Origin of the sequence: Rubneribacter badeniensis (assembly GCF_002899695.1) — a bacterium.
GTDB classification, from domain to species: domain Bacteria; phylum Actinomycetota; class Coriobacteriia; order Coriobacteriales; family Eggerthellaceae; genus Rubneribacter; species Rubneribacter badeniensis.
Window position 1 is genome coordinate 25,780 of sequence record NZ_PPEL01000014.1, and the last position, 17,387, is coordinate 43,166.

General features: G+C 62.3%; 16 protein-coding genes. 11 read left to right on the forward strand and 5 right to left on the reverse strand.

The genetic code is table 11. The annotated features are described in order from the left end of the window. Positions 1-562 precede the first annotated feature (562 nt). From C2L80_RS04245 to C2L80_RS04265, 5 genes are all read left to right on the forward strand, one after another. Complete coding sequence (locus C2L80_RS04245; protein ID WP_103262725.1) at positions 563-1,354, forward strand: HAD family hydrolase; 792 nt, start codon at positions 563-565, stop codon at positions 1,352-1,354. A gap of 106 nt (positions 1,355-1,460) precedes the next feature. After that, the gene (locus C2L80_RS04250; RefSeq protein ID WP_239938697.1) at positions 1,461-2,393 is read left to right on the forward strand and encodes a response regulator; all 933 of its coding nucleotides are present in this window, start codon (positions 1,461-1,463) and stop codon (positions 2,391-2,393) included. Positions 2,394-2,531: 138 nt separating this feature from the next. Next, positions 2,532-3,512, forward strand: a complete 981-nt coding sequence (locus C2L80_RS04255; RefSeq protein ID WP_103262726.1) for an ABC transporter ATP-binding protein — start codon at positions 2,532-2,534, stop codon at positions 3,510-3,512. After that, positions 3,505-4,266, forward strand: coding sequence for a hypothetical protein (locus tag C2L80_RS04260; RefSeq protein WP_129589889.1), 762 nt, complete (start codon positions 3,505-3,507; stop codon positions 4,264-4,266). Before C2L80_RS04255 ends, C2L80_RS04260 begins: the two co-directional genes overlap by 8 nt. A 2-nt stretch (positions 4,267-4,268) precedes the next feature. Next, the gene (locus C2L80_RS04265; protein ID WP_169998985.1) at positions 4,269-5,150 is read left to right on the forward strand and encodes a sensor histidine kinase; all 882 of its coding nucleotides are present in this window, start codon (positions 4,269-4,271) and stop codon (positions 5,148-5,150) included. Positions 5,151-5,811: 661 nt separating this feature from the next. Here the strand turns inward: C2L80_RS04265 and C2L80_RS04270 are convergent. From C2L80_RS04270 to C2L80_RS04280, 3 genes are all read right to left on the reverse strand, one after another. Further along, on the reverse strand, positions 5,812-6,768 hold the full coding sequence (locus C2L80_RS04270) for an alpha/beta fold hydrolase (protein ID WP_103262729.1): 957 nt from the start codon (positions 6,766-6,768) through the stop codon (positions 5,812-5,814). Between the two features lie 121 nt (positions 6,769-6,889). Next, on the reverse strand, positions 6,890-7,573 hold the full coding sequence (locus C2L80_RS04275) for a M23 family metallopeptidase (protein WP_103262730.1): 684 nt from the start codon (positions 7,571-7,573) through the stop codon (positions 6,890-6,892). An 88-nt stretch (positions 7,574-7,661) separates the two neighbouring features. Then, positions 7,662-9,074, reverse strand: a complete 1,413-nt coding sequence (locus C2L80_RS04280; RefSeq protein ID WP_103262731.1) for an L-cystine transporter — start codon at positions 9,072-9,074, stop codon at positions 7,662-7,664. Between the two features lie 219 nt (positions 9,075-9,293). Here C2L80_RS04280 and C2L80_RS04285 point away from each other — a divergent pair, with 219 nt between their 5' ends. Beyond that, complete coding sequence (locus C2L80_RS04285) at positions 9,294-9,860, forward strand: AAA family ATPase (protein WP_103262732.1); 567 nt, start codon at positions 9,294-9,296, stop codon at positions 9,858-9,860. 16 nt (positions 9,861-9,876) lie between these two features. Then, positions 9,877-10,584: an ATP-binding protein gene (locus tag C2L80_RS04290; protein WP_129589890.1), complete on the forward strand. Its 708-nt coding sequence runs from the start codon at positions 9,877-9,879 to the stop codon at positions 10,582-10,584. A gap of 345 nt (positions 10,585-10,929) precedes the next feature. Here C2L80_RS04290 and C2L80_RS04295 read toward each other — a convergent pair whose 3' ends face one another. Further along, positions 10,930-11,976 (reverse strand): Fic family protein, encoded by a 1,047-nt coding sequence (locus C2L80_RS04295; protein ID WP_103262734.1) that lies wholly within the window; start codon positions 11,974-11,976, stop codon positions 10,930-10,932. A 302-nt stretch (positions 11,977-12,278) separates the two neighbouring features. Here C2L80_RS04295 and C2L80_RS04300 point away from each other — a divergent pair, with 302 nt between their 5' ends. The 4 genes from C2L80_RS04300 to C2L80_RS04315 all read left to right on the forward strand — a co-directional run bounded on the left by C2L80_RS04300 (position 12,279) and on the right by C2L80_RS04315 (position 15,929). Next, a complete protein-coding gene (locus C2L80_RS04300) occupies positions 12,279-13,004 on the forward strand; it encodes a response regulator transcription factor (protein WP_103262735.1) in 726 nt (241 codons plus the stop codon). A gap of 132 nt (positions 13,005-13,136) precedes the next feature. Continuing rightward, positions 13,137-14,105: an ATP-binding cassette domain-containing protein gene (locus C2L80_RS04305; RefSeq protein WP_103262736.1), complete on the forward strand. Its 969-nt coding sequence runs from the start codon at positions 13,137-13,139 to the stop codon at positions 14,103-14,105. Then, on the forward strand, positions 14,098-15,024 hold the full coding sequence (locus tag C2L80_RS04310; protein WP_103262737.1) for a hypothetical protein: 927 nt from the start codon (positions 14,098-14,100) through the stop codon (positions 15,022-15,024). Before C2L80_RS04305 ends, C2L80_RS04310 begins: the two co-directional genes overlap by 8 nt. 5 nt (positions 15,025-15,029) lie before the next feature. Continuing rightward, a complete protein-coding gene (locus C2L80_RS04315; protein ID WP_103262738.1) occupies positions 15,030-15,929 on the forward strand; it encodes a sensor histidine kinase in 900 nt (299 codons plus the stop codon). Positions 15,930-15,986: 57 nt separating this feature from the next. On the opposite strand, the gene C2L80_RS04320 is transcribed toward C2L80_RS04315, so the two are convergent. Continuing rightward, a complete protein-coding gene (locus C2L80_RS04320; RefSeq protein ID WP_103262739.1) occupies positions 15,987-17,201 on the reverse strand; it encodes a diphosphate--fructose-6-phosphate 1-phosphotransferase in 1,215 nt (404 codons plus the stop codon). Positions 17,202-17,387: the final 186 nt, after the last annotated feature.

The window sequence follows — 17,387 nt, forward strand, 5'->3', positions numbered from 1 at the left end:
CAGCGCGTGCGCGAGCTTTCCGACTTCGGTGATTTCTCGCCAGTTGCGGGGTCCTCCGCTGTCAAATCGGGATTGACCCGAACTCGCGTTTGCCAAATCTTGGACCAACCCCTCTGACCGAGCGCTCCGGAAGCGCCCGCCCCACCCAACGGGCGGGTTCTCCGAAGCCCTGTCGGCGCAGGCTGGCTGCAAACGGCGCCCTGTGGCACGCACGGGGTCGGCTTCGCGCCTTCTGTTCCCCTTGCGCTCGGAGAAACCCCGGGTCGTAAAAATCGGCGGCCCGCCGATGCTCCAGATCGGCCATCCGGAGTGTCATAAGGCGCCGTTTGCGGCCAGCCTGCGGACGGTGACGCGGTCGGAGCCGGTGTGGGACGCTGCGGACGGCGGCCGGCCGGAGCCGATCCTTTTGCATCCCTTCCAGCGCCTCCTTCTTAGTAACCGTTGGGTCAAAACCTCGCAAAGCTTTCGTTCGCGGGCGCGCCGGGCGCACCCTGCGGCCTACTATGGCAGGAGGAAGCCACCACGTTGAGGGGTGCGAAGAGCCCAGAGGCAGGAGAAGGCGATGAGTGTCAAGCTTGTGGCAAGCGACATGGACGGCACGTTCTTAGACGAGCGCGAGCGCGTGCCCGAAGGCGCGTTCGACCTTGTGCGAAGGCTGCACGAGGCGGGCATCCGGTTCGTCGCGTCGTCGGGGCGGCGCTACGACACGCTGCGCGAGCTGTTCGAACCCGTGGCCGATTGCATGGATTTCGTGGCGTCGAATGGCGCGCAGGTGTACGTGGAGGGCGAGCTGGCCGATCTCGAGGTGTTCTCGCATGCGGCCGTGCGCCGGCTCGCTCGCATCGTGGACGAGTTCGGCGCCATGCACCTGGCATTGTTCGACGAGACGCGCAGCTTCCTGCTCGATGATGAGGCGCGTTTCGAGCGCGAGAAGGACAAGAACCTGCCGAACCCTGTGCGCGTGTCCGGCGCGCCGTCGCCGCGCGTGCCCATCCTGAAGGCGTCCGTGTACTGCGACGACGATCCGATGGACCTCGCCTACATCCTCTCGCGCGAGCTGGGCGACGACTTCGTGTTCGCACCCTCGGGCCGCCGGTGGATCGACGTCATGCAGCGCGGCGTGACGAAAGCCACCGGCGTGCGGCAGGTGCTGGCCGCCCATGGGATCGCTGCCGACGAGATGGTGGCTTTCGGCGACTCCATGAACGACTACGAGATCCTGCGCATGGCCGGCGTGAGCGTGGCCATGCGCAACGCGCGTCCCGCCATCAAGCAGATCGCCTCACGCGTGATCGGCACCAACGCTGAGAACGCCGTTCAACGCGAGTTGCGCCGGCTGCTGGAGGGGCGATGAGGGTTCTGCGTCTCGCTTTGCGACAGCCGCCGGGCCGCGCTGCGGTTTCGCGCTTGGATGGGCCGCCTTCGAATCGAACGAGGCCCTTGTTGCGTATAATGGCGGCATGAAAGATTTCTCTTTGCAAAGCAGCGTGGCGGCCGCCGCCAGGCATGAGTCCGCCGCAGCGCGCATGCCTGCCGCCGCGCACGCGCCTGCCGTCGCATGCGCATACGATGCCGTGCACGCTCCCAACGCATCCGCTGCGCCTGCCGGCACGCATGCTTCCGGCGCATCCGGCTCAGCGCCTGCCGCGCAACCTTCCGTGCTCGTGGTGGAGGACGATGCCGCCATCAGCGACGTGACGTGCTCGTTTCTGGCGCAGGAAGGCTATGCGTGCACGCCGGCGTTCTCGGGCACCGAGGCGCGCCTTCTGCTGGACGCCCACCGCTTCGACCTGGTGATTTGCGACCTCATGTTGCCGGGGCTGCCTGGCGAGGACGTGGTGGCGCTCGTGCGCGCGCAGGGCGGCACGCCCGTCATCGTGACGTCTGCGAAAGGCGCCGTCTCCGACAAGGTGGCGCTTTTGCGCACGGGCGCCGACGACTACCTGGTGAAGCCCTTCGATCTTGACGAGTTGCTGGCGCGTATCGAGGTGCAGTTGCGCCGCGTCTGCGACGTGCGTCCAGCCGCCGGTGACGCAGCCGATGCTGCAACCGACGCCGCGCGGGCAAGCGGCCCCGCCGCCGCGCCGCATGCCGAGCGCACGCTGCGGTTTCGCGCCTGGGCCGCCAACGAGGATACGCGCACGTTCGCCGTAAACGGCGTGCTCATTCGCCTCACGCGCACGGAGTTCGACCTCGTGTGCGCCCTCATGCGCCGCCCGCGCAAGGTGTTCACCAAACGCGAGTTGTTCGCTGCGGCGTGGCACGAGGAACCGGTGGTTGAGGAGAAAACCGTGAACACACACATCGGCAACATCCGCGCGAAGCTGAAGGGCACGAACACCGAGGGCTACATCGAAACCGTGTGGGGCATCGGCTTCAAGCTGGCGGAGTAGCAAAGCGCTCTTGCCCCGTTGTTGCGCGACGTCACCTCGCCCCCTTCCTCATCTTGTCGTTTTCTTGTAACTTTGCAGAAGGTTTCCGGAAGTCCCGTCGTTAAGGTGGAAGCGTCAACCGAAGCAGGAAGGAGCACTATGGACGCCATTGCAACAGCGGGCCTCACGCGCACGTTCGGTGCCAAGCGCGCCGTGGACGACTTGACGCTCACCGTGCGACAAGGCGACATCTACGGGTTCGTAGGGCGCAACGGGTCGGGAAAATCCACGGTCATGAAGATGATCTGCGGGCTGGTGCCGCAGACGGCGGGCACCGTGCGCATCTTCGGCGAGCAGTTCGCGCCCGGCATCACCAGCCGCCGCATCGGCGCCGTCATCGAGGAGCCGGGCTTCTACCCCAGCCTCACCGGGCTGGACAACGTGCGCTGCCGCGCCCTGTCGCTGGGGCTGCCCGACGCGAAGGCCGCCTCGGCGCAGGCGTTGGAGCAGGTGGGGCTTGCAGACGTTGCCCGCAAGAAGGCGAAGAAGTACTCGCTGGGCATGAAGCAGCGCCTGGGGCTGGCGATGGCGCTGGTGGGCTCGCCCGACATCCTCATGCTGGACGAGCCGTTCAACGGGCTTGATCCGCAGGTGGTGCGCGAGGTGCGCAGCCTCATCGTGCGGCTGGCGGAGGTGCACGGCGTCACGGTGTTCATCAGCTCGCACGTGCTGGACCAGCTGGAACGCATGGCCACGCGCTACGGTGTCATCCGCGAGGGACGCCTTGTGCGCGAGGTGACCGCAGCCGAAGTGGAGGCGGAATGCGCCGACTACCTGAGCGTGCGCTGCGCCGACGCGGAGCTGGCGCTTTCGGTGCTGCAAACTGCGTTTCCGCAGGCGTCGTTCACCGTCATGCCCGACAACGCGCTGCATGTTTCGGGCGGTGCCGCGCCGCAGGAGGTGGGGCGGGTGCTTGCGCAGCGGGGCATCGTCGTGGAGGAGCTGTTCGTGCACGAGCGCGACATAGAGGAGTACTTCGTGGCGCTCATGGGAAGCGATGTCGAAAGCGTCGCCGCGCCCGCCGCTTCCGCCGCGCCCGCCCGCCGCAGCGCCGCGAGAGGGGGTGGTCGCCGTGCTTAGCATGGTCCGCCTCATGCTGTTTCGCGCGCGCAAAGAACCCGCGTTCGTGGTCCTGTCGGTTGCCATCATCGCGCTTTCGGTGTTCTTCCCCCTGTTCGCAGGGCTTTCCAAGGTGTTTCCGCTCAACATTGTGGTCATTTACGCGCCGCCGGGATTGAGCGTGTTCCACTTTATCGGCATGACCTCGGGCACCCTGTTGCCGTGGTGGTGCGGCATCGCGCTTGCCGCCCTCTTCTCCGCCGACTTCAAGACGGGCGCCGTCAAAAACTATCTGCAGGCGCGCGGCGGCAGGATGTCGTGGGCGCTGGCTGCGGCGACGACCACGCTTATCGTTTCGGCAGCGTTCGCGATTTTCACATACGCTGTGTCCGATGTGGGCTTTCGCCTGGCAGGCTACGACATGGCGCCCACCAACCCGTTGGACGCCGTGCGCTGGGTGGCGCAGATGGCGGTGACGCTTTCCGGCTACGTTGCCGCGGCAACGCTTGCGATAACGATAACCCGCAGCGAGACGGTGGGCATTCTGGCGGCGATTCTGCTGGTGGGCGGCGCCGTGGAGCACGTGCTTTTGGGCTTGTGCTCGCTGGCGCTGAGCCCCAGCGCGGCAACGGAGCTGTACGAGCATATGCCAATCGCCGATATGAGCGCCTTGCAGGACGGCCCTTTGCCGTGGGGAGGCTGCATGGAGGGCGTCATCGTGTTCGTATGCGCCAGCGCGTTGGTTGCGCTGGTCATGAGGAGAAGGAAGCTGTAGCCATGTTCGAGTTGCTGCTTGCGGGGTTCGTGCTTGTCGTTGCGTGCGCGGCGGGAGCGGTGGCGCTGTACGAGCGCGAGCTGCGCCGCCTGGCGCGCTTCTTGGAAGAGCGCGACCCCGCGAGCAACGAGCGCGCGGGCGTGGAGTTCGCCACGTCGGGCACGCGCGCGCTGGCGCGTGCGGTGAACGCCACGCTGGATGCGCAGCGCGAGGCGAGCGCCGCCGCCGTCGAGCACGCCCGCGCGTTTCGGCGGGACTTAGCGGCGCTTTCGCACGACATCCGCACGCCGCTGGCGGGCGCGCAGGGGTACTTGCAGCTCTACGCACGCACCAAGGACGAGGCTGAACGCGCGCGCTGCGTTGCGGAGGCACGCGAGCGGCTTGCCGCCATGCGCACGCTCACCGACCGCCTGTTCGACCATGCGAAAGCCGCCGACCCCGACGCCGAGCTGACGCTTGAACGCGTGGAGGTGCTGCCGGTTTTGGCGGACGTGCTGGCGGCGGCCTACCCCGACTTTCTGGAACGCGGGACGGCGCCCGTGGTCGATTTCGCCGACGAGGAGTTTTCTGCCACCGCCGACGCCGACGCGTTGGCGCGCGTGTTCGCCAACCTGGTGACGAACGCGCTGCGCCACGGTGCGGGGGACGTGCGCATCATCCAGCGCGGGCGCACGCTCTCCTTCTCCAACGCGGTGCCCGCAGGCGCCGCGCCCGATGCCGAGCGCCTGTTCGATCGCTTCTACAAAGCCGACGCCGCCCGAGGCGGGGAAGGGGCGGGCTTGGGACTCTCCATTGTGGCGAGTCTCTGCGAGAAGATGGGGGCGAAGGCGGCGGCGCATTGGGAGGGCGACGAACTTGCGATAACGCTGACGCTTGCGGAATAGGGGAACGGCGGCGCTCGCTGGGCAACGCCTGGGTCCCAGATCGCGTTCCCGTTTCCCGTTTCGCGTTTTCTGCTTGGTTCCCTCGAAAACGGGATTGCATAACGCTCGAAAACGGGATGCCATATTCCTCGAAAACGGGATCATTTAACGCTCGAAAACGGGAAAGGTGCTGATTATGACCCTTGTTCCCCTTGGATACCGTCCTCGCCTTCTCGATGGAATGATTGCGCGCCGTCTTAAAGGGTTCGGCGCGGTAGAGGTTGCGGGCACGAAGTTCTGCGATGAGGTATGGGCCAGCCTTGCCCAGGGGAGAAGCGTAACCCACATTGACGAATTCCCCAGGCCGAAAAGAGCCTGCTGCGCCTGCGCGACAAGGTAGCCGCAAATCCTGCGGCAAGAAATCCCGAGCCGTCGTTTCTTGCGGTGCTCGTGGGCATCACGCCGTTTGCCAGACGACTGACGAGCGGCGTGTGCGTGGTGTCCATCACGTCCCTCGGGGCATGACGGTCAGCGGGTCTGTTTCGGCGAAACAAGCTTCTTTTTCTCCGGCAATAAGAGAGAGATTTTGCTTGCCGGGGATATCCCAAGCCCTTGCGCATGCAAGCTATCAAGCCCTTTGCAAACCGAAAGTTTGCTCGGCGTTACTCGGAGAGGCAATCTCTCACCGGTCGGACAAGAAGGAAACGATGCTTTCGCTGATCGCATTGTATTCATAGTCCTGAATATAATGCGGACAATCCAATTCAATATATTCTCCACCCTCAACCTGCGATATATATTCTATGGGGATTTTCCGCCAGGTTTCTTCGTCGAATCCTGTTCCGCCGGAACCATCGGAAATAAATAGCAGCATTGGAAGCTGTGGAACCCCCAAATCATTCACTGTTTGGGCGTTTTCCTTTACCCATTCCATTTCGTTTATCATGGTGTCAGTTGCCGTTCGGCTGTAAAAAACGGCTTCGTAGATTTCTTTATCCTTATCCGTCAATGTGCCATGCTTCATAGCGTCGCTATTTGAGATTCCCGGAATGAAACGAGTGACGCCCAAATTTGCAGCCCAGCTTGCAATGCGCATGAACGGTATAGGTATGTCCATGCTGTCATAGTACTCTGGCACGGCCATATCAAGCCCAATGATTGCGGATACCTCATCAGGATATTTCTGTGCCCAATATAAGGCTTCAAGTCCCGACATAGAATGCGGGCAAAGAACATAGGGGGCGGTTAATCCTGCTTCTTTCAACGCTGCTCTTGTGTCTTCCAATATGGAATCAATATCTCGGCTTTTATCGACAGCATCGCTGAAGCCATACCCAAATTTCTCCACAACGGCAATTTGGTATTGGTCGCTCAAAAGGGAGTAGAGGGATTTGAAGTCCAGTATGGGAGAGCAAGTGCCCCCGCCCGACATGAAAACAACCGTCATGTCGCCTGCTCCCTCGGTGTAAACGCTCATATTGTGTCCGTCAACTTCAACAATTTGCCCCAAGGGCGAGCGCAGTTCCGTTTCCTTTTTCAGCTGGATTTGATGATTGACGCCTACGATTAGCAGCAATGCAATCAACGTAACAATGACAATACAGGTATTTCTCAAAATCTTTTCTTCTTTATGGCGCATCTCTCGCAAATCCCATTTTGTTAATTTGTATACTTGCCTATTGCGTCGCTGAAAAGCGTCATACAATTTTTCATCGTCCTCTTGGGCAGTCGATAGCCGCAATGCTTGCGTTGCTTTTAATCTATCCTAGAAATCTTATTCTATCTTGACTTGCGGGTATTCCATTTTTGATGGTATGCCATTTTCCATTCCGATACACCTCGTATTCTTCAAAGGCGCAGGGCAATCCATTGGCAACGGTTATGTCGCAGCTGTCCATAAGCTGAAAATGCAAATGCGGGGCAAAAGAGTTCCCGGAATGGCCTATGCGCCCGATAAAATCGCCTTTTCTCACTTTTTGACCAACGGAAACCTGAATTGATCCACTTTGGAGATGGCACAGCGCCGCGTAAACGCTCTCGCCGCATTCTATGATTATGTGGTTCCCGGCAATAGATCGAGCGTCGTCTTTCGCTGGATCAAAATAGCGAGCATTCTTATACGCATTTAAAAAATCGGAGAACAAATTTGTTCGAGCTCGTTCTTCATATCCGTCTTCGGCTGCAACAACGGTGCCGTTGCAGGGAGCGTATATTTTTTGCCCCCAGCAATAGTATTCGTTCAGAGGAATGCCGCAAAAAAGATACTGGAGCGGACTTGCACGGTAGGCTGGCAAGCCGGCTCTATTCCAGTCTACTTGTATAAAATCATAAGCGTATGTTGTGCCTAATTGATTTGTACCATGACTTGGAATTTTTGTTCCCGGGGTGTTGGGGGAAAGCCATTCCCCTTTCAAGGGAAATTGGACAACAATTGGAGTGATCATTGTTTGAGCTCCTCGCTCTTTCCCATTTGTCTTTCGGTGCAAGACGGGGCGCTCGTGGTCCCTGTGCGGGCCCCAGATCGTGCGAGGCTCACAAATCCTGCTGCCCGTCGGCGCTTACGCGGGCGTTGGGGTCGTTGAGCACGGAGCGGTCCAGGCTTCCCACGGCGTTCGATGCGGTCACGCCGGCCACCATGGCGTCACTCACGTTGAGCGCGGTGCGGCCCATGTCGATGAGCGGCTCCACCGAGGCCAAAAGCCCCACTATCTCGATGGGCAGCCCCATGGTGCCCAGCACGATGAGCGAGGCGAACGTCGCGCCGCCGCCCACGCCCGCCACGCCGAACGAGCTGATCACCACCACGGCCACAAGCCCCGCCACGAACGCGGGCGAGAACACGTCGATCCCTACTGTGGGCGCGATGATGGTGGCCAGCATGGCCGGGTAGATGCCGGCGCATCCGTTCTGCCCGATGGACAGCCCAAAGCTGGCCGAGAAGTTGGCCGTGGCGGCGTCCACGCCCAGGGCGCGGCGCTGCGTTTCTATGTTGAGCGGCAGCGCACCGGCGCTCGTGCGCGCCACGAACGCGAAGCTCAGCACGGGAAACGCCTTCTTCAGGTACGTGAGGGGGCTCACGCGGTTCGCCGCCAGGATAAGGCAGTGCACCAGGAACATGAAGATGATGACAGCGTAGGACACTAACACGAATTTCCCCAGGTCAAGGATGGCGTTGTAGTCGCTTGTGGCCATGACGTTGGCGATGAGCGCCAGCACGCCGTACGGGGCCAGCCCCAGCACCATCGACACGATGCGCATGACGATGCCGTACAGGCTGTCGATGAGCTGCTTGAAAAACGCCGCCTGGTCGGAATCTTTGTCGCGCAGCTTGAGGTAGGCGATGCCCACGATGGCCGAGAACACCACCACGGCGATGGTGGACGTGGCGCGCGTGCCGGCCAGGTCGGCGAAGATGTTCGTGGGGATGAACGAGAGCAGCTCCTGGGGAATGGTGAGGTCGGACACCTGGTCTTGGCGGGTTTGGAGGGAGTCCATCTTGGAGGCGTCAACGCTCGCGTCGGTGAAGCTGGCCCCGGCAAGGCCGGTGAAGGCCGCCGAGGCCCAGCCAGCGAGCGCGGCCACGGCCACGGTGCCCAGCAGCACCGCCAGCACCACCGCGCCGATACGCCCGAGGTTCTTCGTGGACTCCGTGCGGGTGAACGCGCCCACGATGGCCACGAACACAAGCGGCATCACGAGCATCTTCAAAAGCGAGATGTAACCTTGGCCCACAAGCGACATCCAATCGAGCGCCGTGGTAGCAGTTTCGCTTCCCAGGCCGAGGGCAAGCTGGATGCCCGCGCCCAGCGCAATGCCCAGACCAAGCGCTATGAACACGCGCGGGGTGAAGTTCATCCCGCGATTTTTCAGCAGTTTGAGGACGGCGAGCAACGCCGCGAACACGGCGAGCGTGACAATGACGGGTGCGATGGTTTCTGCAGACACGGTTGCTCCGGCTTTCTGGTTAGGGGTTGCGCTGCGAACAGTATACCGTTTGTCGATGATGGCGAAAGGAACCCGGAAGTAATCAATCAACCTCAATCAGCCCAACTTGACAAAACGATGGGCAGAATTTCGACAAAATAAAGAGTTAATTCTTGACAAAACGCATATTAAGATGTCTCCAAAATAACGAATAAGCTGGTAGACAAGGTATTTCCTCTTATGTATGGACAACTCAAAAACAAGAGCTATCTTCCGCGACTCCTTGACAAGCGTATCGCCGAGGACTTGGAGGTGTTCGGTGCCGTATGCATTCAAGGGCCAAAGTACTGCGGAAAAACGTGGACGGGGCGCAGTTTTGCAAATAGCGAGATCAGCTTGCTTGATCCGTCGGGCGGTTTCCAAAATAGAGAGTTGGCGGAGCTTGCGCCGTCGGTTGCCCTGCAAGGCGCGTCACCCCGGCTCATTGATGAGTGGCAGGAAGTTCCCTCGCTTTGGGATGCAGTGCGAAACGAAATTGACCAAACCGGCAAATTGTCCACGTTTGTTTTGACCGGATCGGCGGTTCCTCGTGAAAGCAAGCCTAGGCACAGCGGCGTCGGTCGTATTGAGAAGCTGAAAATGCGTCCCGTGACCCTTCAAGAATCGGGCGATTCAACTGCAGAAGTCTCGCTCAGGGGCTTGTTCGAGGGGGTCTGCGCCCCTGTGCAAGGCTCCCGAGACAACACTTGGGGCACTTGCTCATCTGGTGGTGCGAGGTGGATGGCCGGGGTCGCTTCAGTCTGCTGAACCCTTGGCTCAGCGCATGCCTCGCAACTACGTGAGCACGCTCGCTTCGGACGATCTGTCGCGCGTTGACGGGATAAAGCGCGATCCAGAAAAGGTTTCCCGTCTTTTGCACTCTTTGGCGCGCACCATGGAGCAGGCGACAGCCGACAAAACGCTCATACGCGACATGACTGCCGACGCGTCGAGCACGCCCCTTTCAGCCGAAACAGTTGGCGACTATCTTCAAGCGTTGGAGAAAGTGTTTGTCATTGAAAGGATTCCCACATGGGTGCCCAACATTAAGTCGTCCCTGCGCGTCAACAAGAAGCCGAAATACCACTTTGTCGCCCCTTCTCTTCCCGCCGCCATCCTCGGAGCATCGAGCGCAAAGCTGGTGGGCGATCTTAATACGTTCGGGTTTCTGTTTGAATCTCTTTGCATGAGGGATTTGCTTGTGTATGCGGAAGCTATGGATGCAAACGTGTTCTTTTATCGCGACAAGGAGGGCCTTGAAGTCGATGCCATCATTGAGGCATCCGATGGGGCGTGGGCAGGCATTGAGGTGAAGTTGGGACATAACCAGGCGGATGCAGCTGCAGCGAATTTACTCAAACTTAAGAAGAAGATTGCATCTGCGGGAGGTCGCCAGCCCTCATTCCTTGCCGTTGTCGAAGGGATTGGCTCCCTTGCCTTTCAGCGCGATGACGGGGTGTTGGTGGTGCCGGTGCGGACCCTTGGAGCGTGAGGGTCGCAGGTTTTGCTGGTCGTTGACGCTTGTGCGGGCTTCGAGGTTGCTGGGCGCGAAATGCCCCAGGCTCTCTATGCCGAATGTCGAAGGATCTTGGAGGCTTTCGGGACGTTATGCGGGGCGTTGGGGATGCATTTGGGATGCCTTGGTGATGCCGGGGCATCCCCAGCGGTGAGGGATTCGAAATCTCAAATCCCTTACCGCTGGGGGACGCAAGTGCCTCTCACCGGTTGAATGTGGTTGAATGTCAGCGCAAGTGCCTCTCAACCGATGCCTCCGATGCCCCTCACCGGTTCTTGTCGTCCGCTTTGCACCCATAATCCTGCCGACAACGGCATGGGGTCACGAGTCCGTCCTCCGGTACGCAGTTGCCCGTGCTGCGCCGACTTTCTCAATCATGCCTTCGGCTTGCAACTTTTGCAGCATGCGCTCAACGGTGCGCTGGCTCATGGAAGGGTTGGCGTCCATGATCTCTTGTTTGGAAACCGGACCGATGATGTTTTCGAAGTAGGTCCGCAGGGTCTCTTCGTTGCTGCTTGAGGATAGCTGAAGGACACGCTTGTCAAGCTCCTTGTAGCAGGCGATGACGATTCCTAACATGTAGGTTACGAAAGGGGCGTAGTCGCTGTTGCCGTCCTGCCAGCCAATTGAGCTTGCCGCAAGAGCTTCATGATAAGTTGATTTTGTTTGTTCGATTTCCTTTTCGAGAGAGATGTATTTGCCCACAGTGTAGCCGTTGCGATAGAGAAGCAGCAATGTGAGCAGCCTGCTCATGCGTCCGTTACCATCGTTGAAGGGATGGATGCTGACGAAGTCGAAGGCGAAAAGGAGGGAAACGAGAATTGGATCGTAGACGCCGTTCGCAATCTGCTCGTTGTATTCGGCGCATAGGCGCTCCATTGCGAACGGGGTGCCAGCGGCGCTTGTCGGGCGAAAACGGGCGACAAGCGTACCGTCAGCGTTTCGCTCCGCAATAACGTTGTCGGCGTCCTTCCACATGCCAGCATGGGAAGCGTCGCTGAACCGGTAAAGGTCACGATGCAGTTGAAGAATGGTGTTGGGTTTGACGGGGATGGCATCGTGTCTTTCGTGAATCATATCGAGCACAAAGCGATAGCCGGCAATCTCCCGCTCATCCCGGTTGCGCGGCTCTGTTTTGTCGTTCATAAGTTCGTGCAGGCGTTTGTTTGAGGTTGAGATATTCTCAATCCTGTTGGAAGCGCCCGTACTTTGAATCCTTGCAACCTTTTCAAGGCTATTGAGAGCATCCGGTTTGATGACGGTGTAGAGCCTTTGTTTTCCGCGGTGTTCGCGCACGGCGCCGAGTGACGAGACGATTTCGGGAATCATGAGGGTGGGAAGGATCTTCCCGTAATCGAATTGCTCCATGGGTATCTTCGCCACCTTAAAAGTATCTTAGCCAAATTGCGCATATTGGCGATGATACCATATACGTGGCGAGGATGCTTGACGCCGTGGAACTTGCGATAGGTTGGCAGCGCGCTCCAGGGAGGCGCCGGGTTTCGCTATACTGCGGTCGGGGCTGCGGCTGGCGGCTGAGGTGCCGGTTGGGGCCGTGGCTGGCGGTTGGAGCGGAGTTGGCGGTCGAGGCGGCGGCGACGGCCGGGGTCGCGGCTGTCGGCTGGGATCGTGGCTGGCGACCGAGGTGACGATGGAGATGAGGAAACCCCATGGACCAGGCGAGCGTGCTCATTGTGGAGGACGACGCGGACATCAGCGAGATTGTGGCGGAGCACCTGGGCCGCGCGGGGTACGCGTGCACGCAGGCGTTCTCGGGCACGGAGGCGCGGCTGGTGCTCGAAAGCGCGCGGCAGCGTGGCGAGCGCTTCGACGTGGTGGTGTGCGACCTCATGCTGCCGGGGCTGCCGGGCGAGGAGCTGGTGCGGCTCATCCGCGCAGCCGATGAGGACACGCCCATTGTGGTCACGTCGGCGCGCTCGGCGGCTTCCGACAAGATAGATCTGCTCAAGTTGGGTGCCGACGACTACCTGGCGAAACCGTTCGACCTGGACGAGCTGACGGTGCGCATAGAGGTGCAGCTGCGCCATCGCGGGCGCGCGTCCGCGCCGCAGCCCGGCGGCGATACGCTGCGCGCGGGCGCGTGGACGATCGACCGCGCGGCGCGCACGTTGTCTGTGGACGGAGTCGAGGTGCCGCTCACGCGCACGGAGTTCAACATCGTGGAGCTTTTGGCCGCGCATCCGAAGAAGGTGTACACGAAGCAGGAGTTGTTCGAGCTGGCCTGGGGCGAGCCGTTCGCTGCAGATGACAGCACCGTGAGCGTGCACGTGTCCAACATCCGCGCCAAACTCAAGCCCACGGGCACGGACGGCTACATCCAAACGGTGTGGGGCCTTGGCTTCAAGCTGTCCGCCGACGCGATGGGGAAGCGGTGAGGGCCGCGTCCGGCGCTACCGGTGCGCTGTCGGCCCCCGTTCTTCAAACTTTCTTAAACCTTGCTTCGGGTTTTCTAAAACCCTGCTCCGTATGCTGGTTTTCGTCAGAAGGCATGCGAGAAAGGGGCGTTCATGAACGTCGTTGAGACGCGGGGGCTGGCGAAGTCCTATCGCGGCAAACGTGCGGTCGATCGGTTCGACATGCACGTGGCGCAAGGCGACATCTACGGGTTCGTCGGCAAGAACGGGGCGGGCAAGTCCACCGTTATGAAGATGATCTGCGGGCTGGTGACGCCGACGGAAGGCGAGGTGGAGCTGTTCGGCGGCGCGCGGGCGGGCGGTGCGGGCGGGGCTGTCTGCACGGGGCGCATCGGGGCGCTCATCGAAGCGCCGGGTTTGATCCCCAATCTTACCGCCTACGAGAACCTCATGGCGAAAGCGCTGGCAATGGGTGTGGTTGACGCTTCTGTGCGCTGTCGCGAGGCGCTTGAACTTGTGAGGCTTTCCGATACGGGCAGGAAGAAGGTCAAGGGTTTCTCGCTTGGCATGAAGCAGCGGTTGGGGTTGGCGCTTGCGCTTATCGGCTCGCCTGATTTGCTGCTGTTGGACGAGCCGCTGAACGGGCTGGATCCCGAGGGCACGCGCGCCATGCGCAACCTGCTCGTGCGACTCAACGAAACGCTGGGCATCACCATCGTCATCAGTTCGCACGTGCTCGACCAGCTTGACCGCGTGGCCACGCGCTTCGGCGTCATCGCACATGGCACGATGGTGCGCGAGATGACCGCCGACGAGGTGCAGGCCGAATGCGGCGACAGCCTGCGCGTGCGCACGGCCGATCCGGCGCGCACGCTCGCGCTTCTGGAGGAGGCGCTGCCGGGTGCTGCCTTCCGCGCAGAACCCGACGGCGCGCTTTCGGTGTCGGGTGCGGTCAACCAGGCGGCCGTTGCGCAGGCGCTGCGCGCGTCCGACCAGACGGTGCTCGAACTCAGCCAGGTGAGACGCGACATAGAAGACTACTTCGTCGAGCTTATGGAAGGCGGTGCGCGCGTTCAGGCTGAGGCGCCAGCGCGCGGGAGAGGCGGTGCGTGCCATGTTTAACCTGTTGAAATCCGACATCTACCGTCTCGTGCACGGCAAGATGCTGTGGGTGGGCCTCGCTCTTACAGTGCTTTTCGTGGTGGGCGCGGCAGGAATGGTCTGGTTCGCGACAACGCCGCAGTTCGCCCAGATGGTGGCCGAGCAAACTGAGCACGGCCAGCAGAACGCGACGGCGGGCGCGGGCGTCAGGCTCACTGACGAATCGGGTGCGAACCTCACGCCCGAAGAGGCGAACACCCTCAACGAGAAGGAGCTTCCATCGCGCACGAAGGCTTACGCGCAGATGCTCGTCACGGGCGGCGGGCTTGCGATGATCGTTTCGTTGATGACGGCGCTTTTTGTGGCAAGCGATTTCGAAACGGGGTTCGCGAAGAGCGTGTTCGTCGGCAGGGGTCGCCGCCGCGCGGCGTACTACCTTGAAAAACTCGTGCTCTGCGGAGTGCTGTCCGCGGTGTTTTTGCTGGCAGGGATGGTGCTCACAGACGGTGCCTTCGCGCTTGCCGGGTTTGAGTACCGCGCTTCGGAGACGCTTGGCGAGTATTGGGGCTGGGTGGCGCTTGCGTGGCTGGCCGTGACGATGTACGCGATGGCGACCGGTGCGACGGTGCTGCTCACGCGTAGCAAGGCGGTCGGCATTGTGTTCGCCCTCGCCGTTGCGACGGGGACGCTGGCGAGCGTCATCATGACGGCGACGTCGGCGTTCGCCCCCGCTTTTCCGGTGTTGGACGATGCGGTGAAGTGGCTTCCCGCATCCAGCGTGGCGCTGCTGGGTTCCGGAGGCGTGGGCCTGCTGTCCTCCACGGAAGGGACGGCGCTTGCAGGACTTGCGGTTCCGGCCCAGGTCGCGCTCGTGTTGGGCGCAGCGATTGCCGTGTGCGTCGCGCTGGCGGCGGCGGTCGGGCCGCGGAAGGACGTGTAAGGGATATGACGGTCGTGCTCGCGGGGCTTGCGTGCGGGGTGGCGGGCGTGGCTTTAGCTGCGCTTGTGTACGAGCGGCAGCTGCGCCGTTTGGCCCGCAGTCTGCGCGAGCGCGACGCGCACAGCAACACGCGCCTTACGGTGGAGGCGCCGGGCCGCGGGTTCGCCGAGCTTGCGGCTGCGGTGAACGGGCAGCTGGACGCCGCGCGGGAGGAGCGGGTGGAGGCCCTTCGCCGTCAACGGGAGTTCCAGCGCGATCTGGCCAGCCTTTCGCACGACGTCCGCACGCCGCTCATGGGCGCGAAGGGCTACGTGCGCCTCGCGCAGGACGGGCGCGAGCGGCCAGGTGACGAGGAAGCGGTCGCTCGCCACCTGGCCGCCGCCGAAGCGCGCCTGGACGACATGCAGGCGCTGTTGGATCAGCTGTTCGCCTACGCGCAGGCGAGCGATCCCGACCTCGCGCTCGACCTGCGCCCCGTGCGCGTGCTGCCGCTGCTCGCCGACGTGCTGGTGGGGCACTATCCCGCCTTCGACGAGCGGGGATGGGAGCCGCAGGTGGATTTCGAGGACGAGGCGCTTGCGACGGACGCCGACCCCGAGGCCCTTGCGCGCATCTTCGAGAACCTTGTGGGCAATGCGCTGCGTCACGGGGCCTCGACGCTTGCGGTGCGGCAGCGCGGGCGCGTCGTGACGTTTGCGAACGAGGTGGCCGATCCCTCCGCGCTCGATGTGACGCGGCTCTTCGAGCGCTTTTACCGCGCGGACGCTTCCCGCAGCGCTTCCGGTGCCGGTCTGGGCCTTGCCGTGTCCGCGAGCCTTGCCGAGGCCATGGGCATGCGCCTCTCCGCGCGGCTGGAGGGGCGCATGCTCTGCATTGACCTGGAGATTTCCGAATGCTTCACCTGAGGTGTTCGCCGAAACGTTCGCCCAAAGCGGTCGCGTGCGAAACGCCCCTTCCGAAGCTCATCGCCGGTTGAACGCGGGCAGCGTGACGGGCAGCCCGCCTTCCATAACAAGCTTCGGCTCTCCCTCGATGAGCGGTCGGAAGTACGCGAGCGCTTCTTCCGTGACGCCCTGGTAGTTCGGCAGGATCCACTCGGCGGGGAAGCGGCGCACTTGGTTGGCGAACTCGCTGGCCGGTGCGGCGAAGAAACGCGCGTTGTAGCGGCCCTCGGCTGCGGCGGCCTCGTCGCGCCGGATGCCCACCACCTGGCCGGTGAACGCCGGGTCGGCGCTGCGCATGTGCGCGCTCATTCCCAGCTCATAGGCCTCGGTCACGTCCACGAGGCTTTGCGCGAAATTGCTCGAGCGGGCCGCGCGCGACAAGTCCTGCACCACGCCGCGCGGCACGATGCCCGCGTCCACGATCATCTGTTTGAGCGTTTGTGCCGCGCCGCCCAGCACCGCGTGCGCGAACCCGTCGTTGGCCGACTCGCCAGCGGAGAGGTAGGTGCCGTCCGCGTAGTGCGCGCCTTCGGACACCACGATATAGCATTCGCCCTGCTCGTCGAACTTCGCGCGCACCTCGTTCAGGAATGCGTCTTTGTCAAAGTCCACCTCGGGCAGCACGAGCAGGTCTACGTCGCCCGTTGCGCAGCAGCTGGCGGCGAGCCACCCCGCGTCGCGGCCCATCACCTCCAGCACGAACACCTCGGGGCGCGTGTACGCGTCGTAGTCGAGGCGCGTCGCGTGCGTGATCTGGCACGCCACCTTGGCCGCGCTCGGGAAGCCGGGGCAGTGGTCCACCGGCACGAGGTCGTTGTCCACGGTTTTGGGAATGCCGATGAAGCGCTTGCCGGGCGCGTTCTCGGCAGCCCACTCGGCCAGCGCGTCCACCGTGTCCATGGAGTCGTTGCCGCCGATGTAGAACAGCGTGTCGATGTCGTGGTCGTCCATCACTTCGACAAGGCGCAGGAAATCGGCGTCGTTTCTGCGCTTGAGCTTGTAGCGGCACGTGCCGAGCGCCGACGAGGGCGTCTGGCGCAGGATCTCGAGGTCGCGGCCGGACAGGTCCGTGAGGTCGAACAGCTTGCCGGCAAGCGTTCCCTCGATGCCGTGCAGGCCGCCGAGCACGCGGTCGTACACGGGGTTCAGCTGGTTGGCGCGGACGACGCCGGCCAGGCTGGCGTTGATGACGGCGGTGGGGCCGCCGGATTGCGCGACGAGGCAGTTGCCCATGGGTGGATGCTCCTGTTCTCTTGGGTTAGCTGCCGAGTATGGCGCGCTGGGGCCTCTTCGTCAACTTCGCGAATGCGAGAGCGCGCGAATGATCACAGAGTTCCCGCAACAGCTCCTTGGGTGCGTCGCTGGTTCCGGCTGCGGTGGGCGCGGGTGCCGGCTTGGGTTGCGGAGGGGGAATGGGGG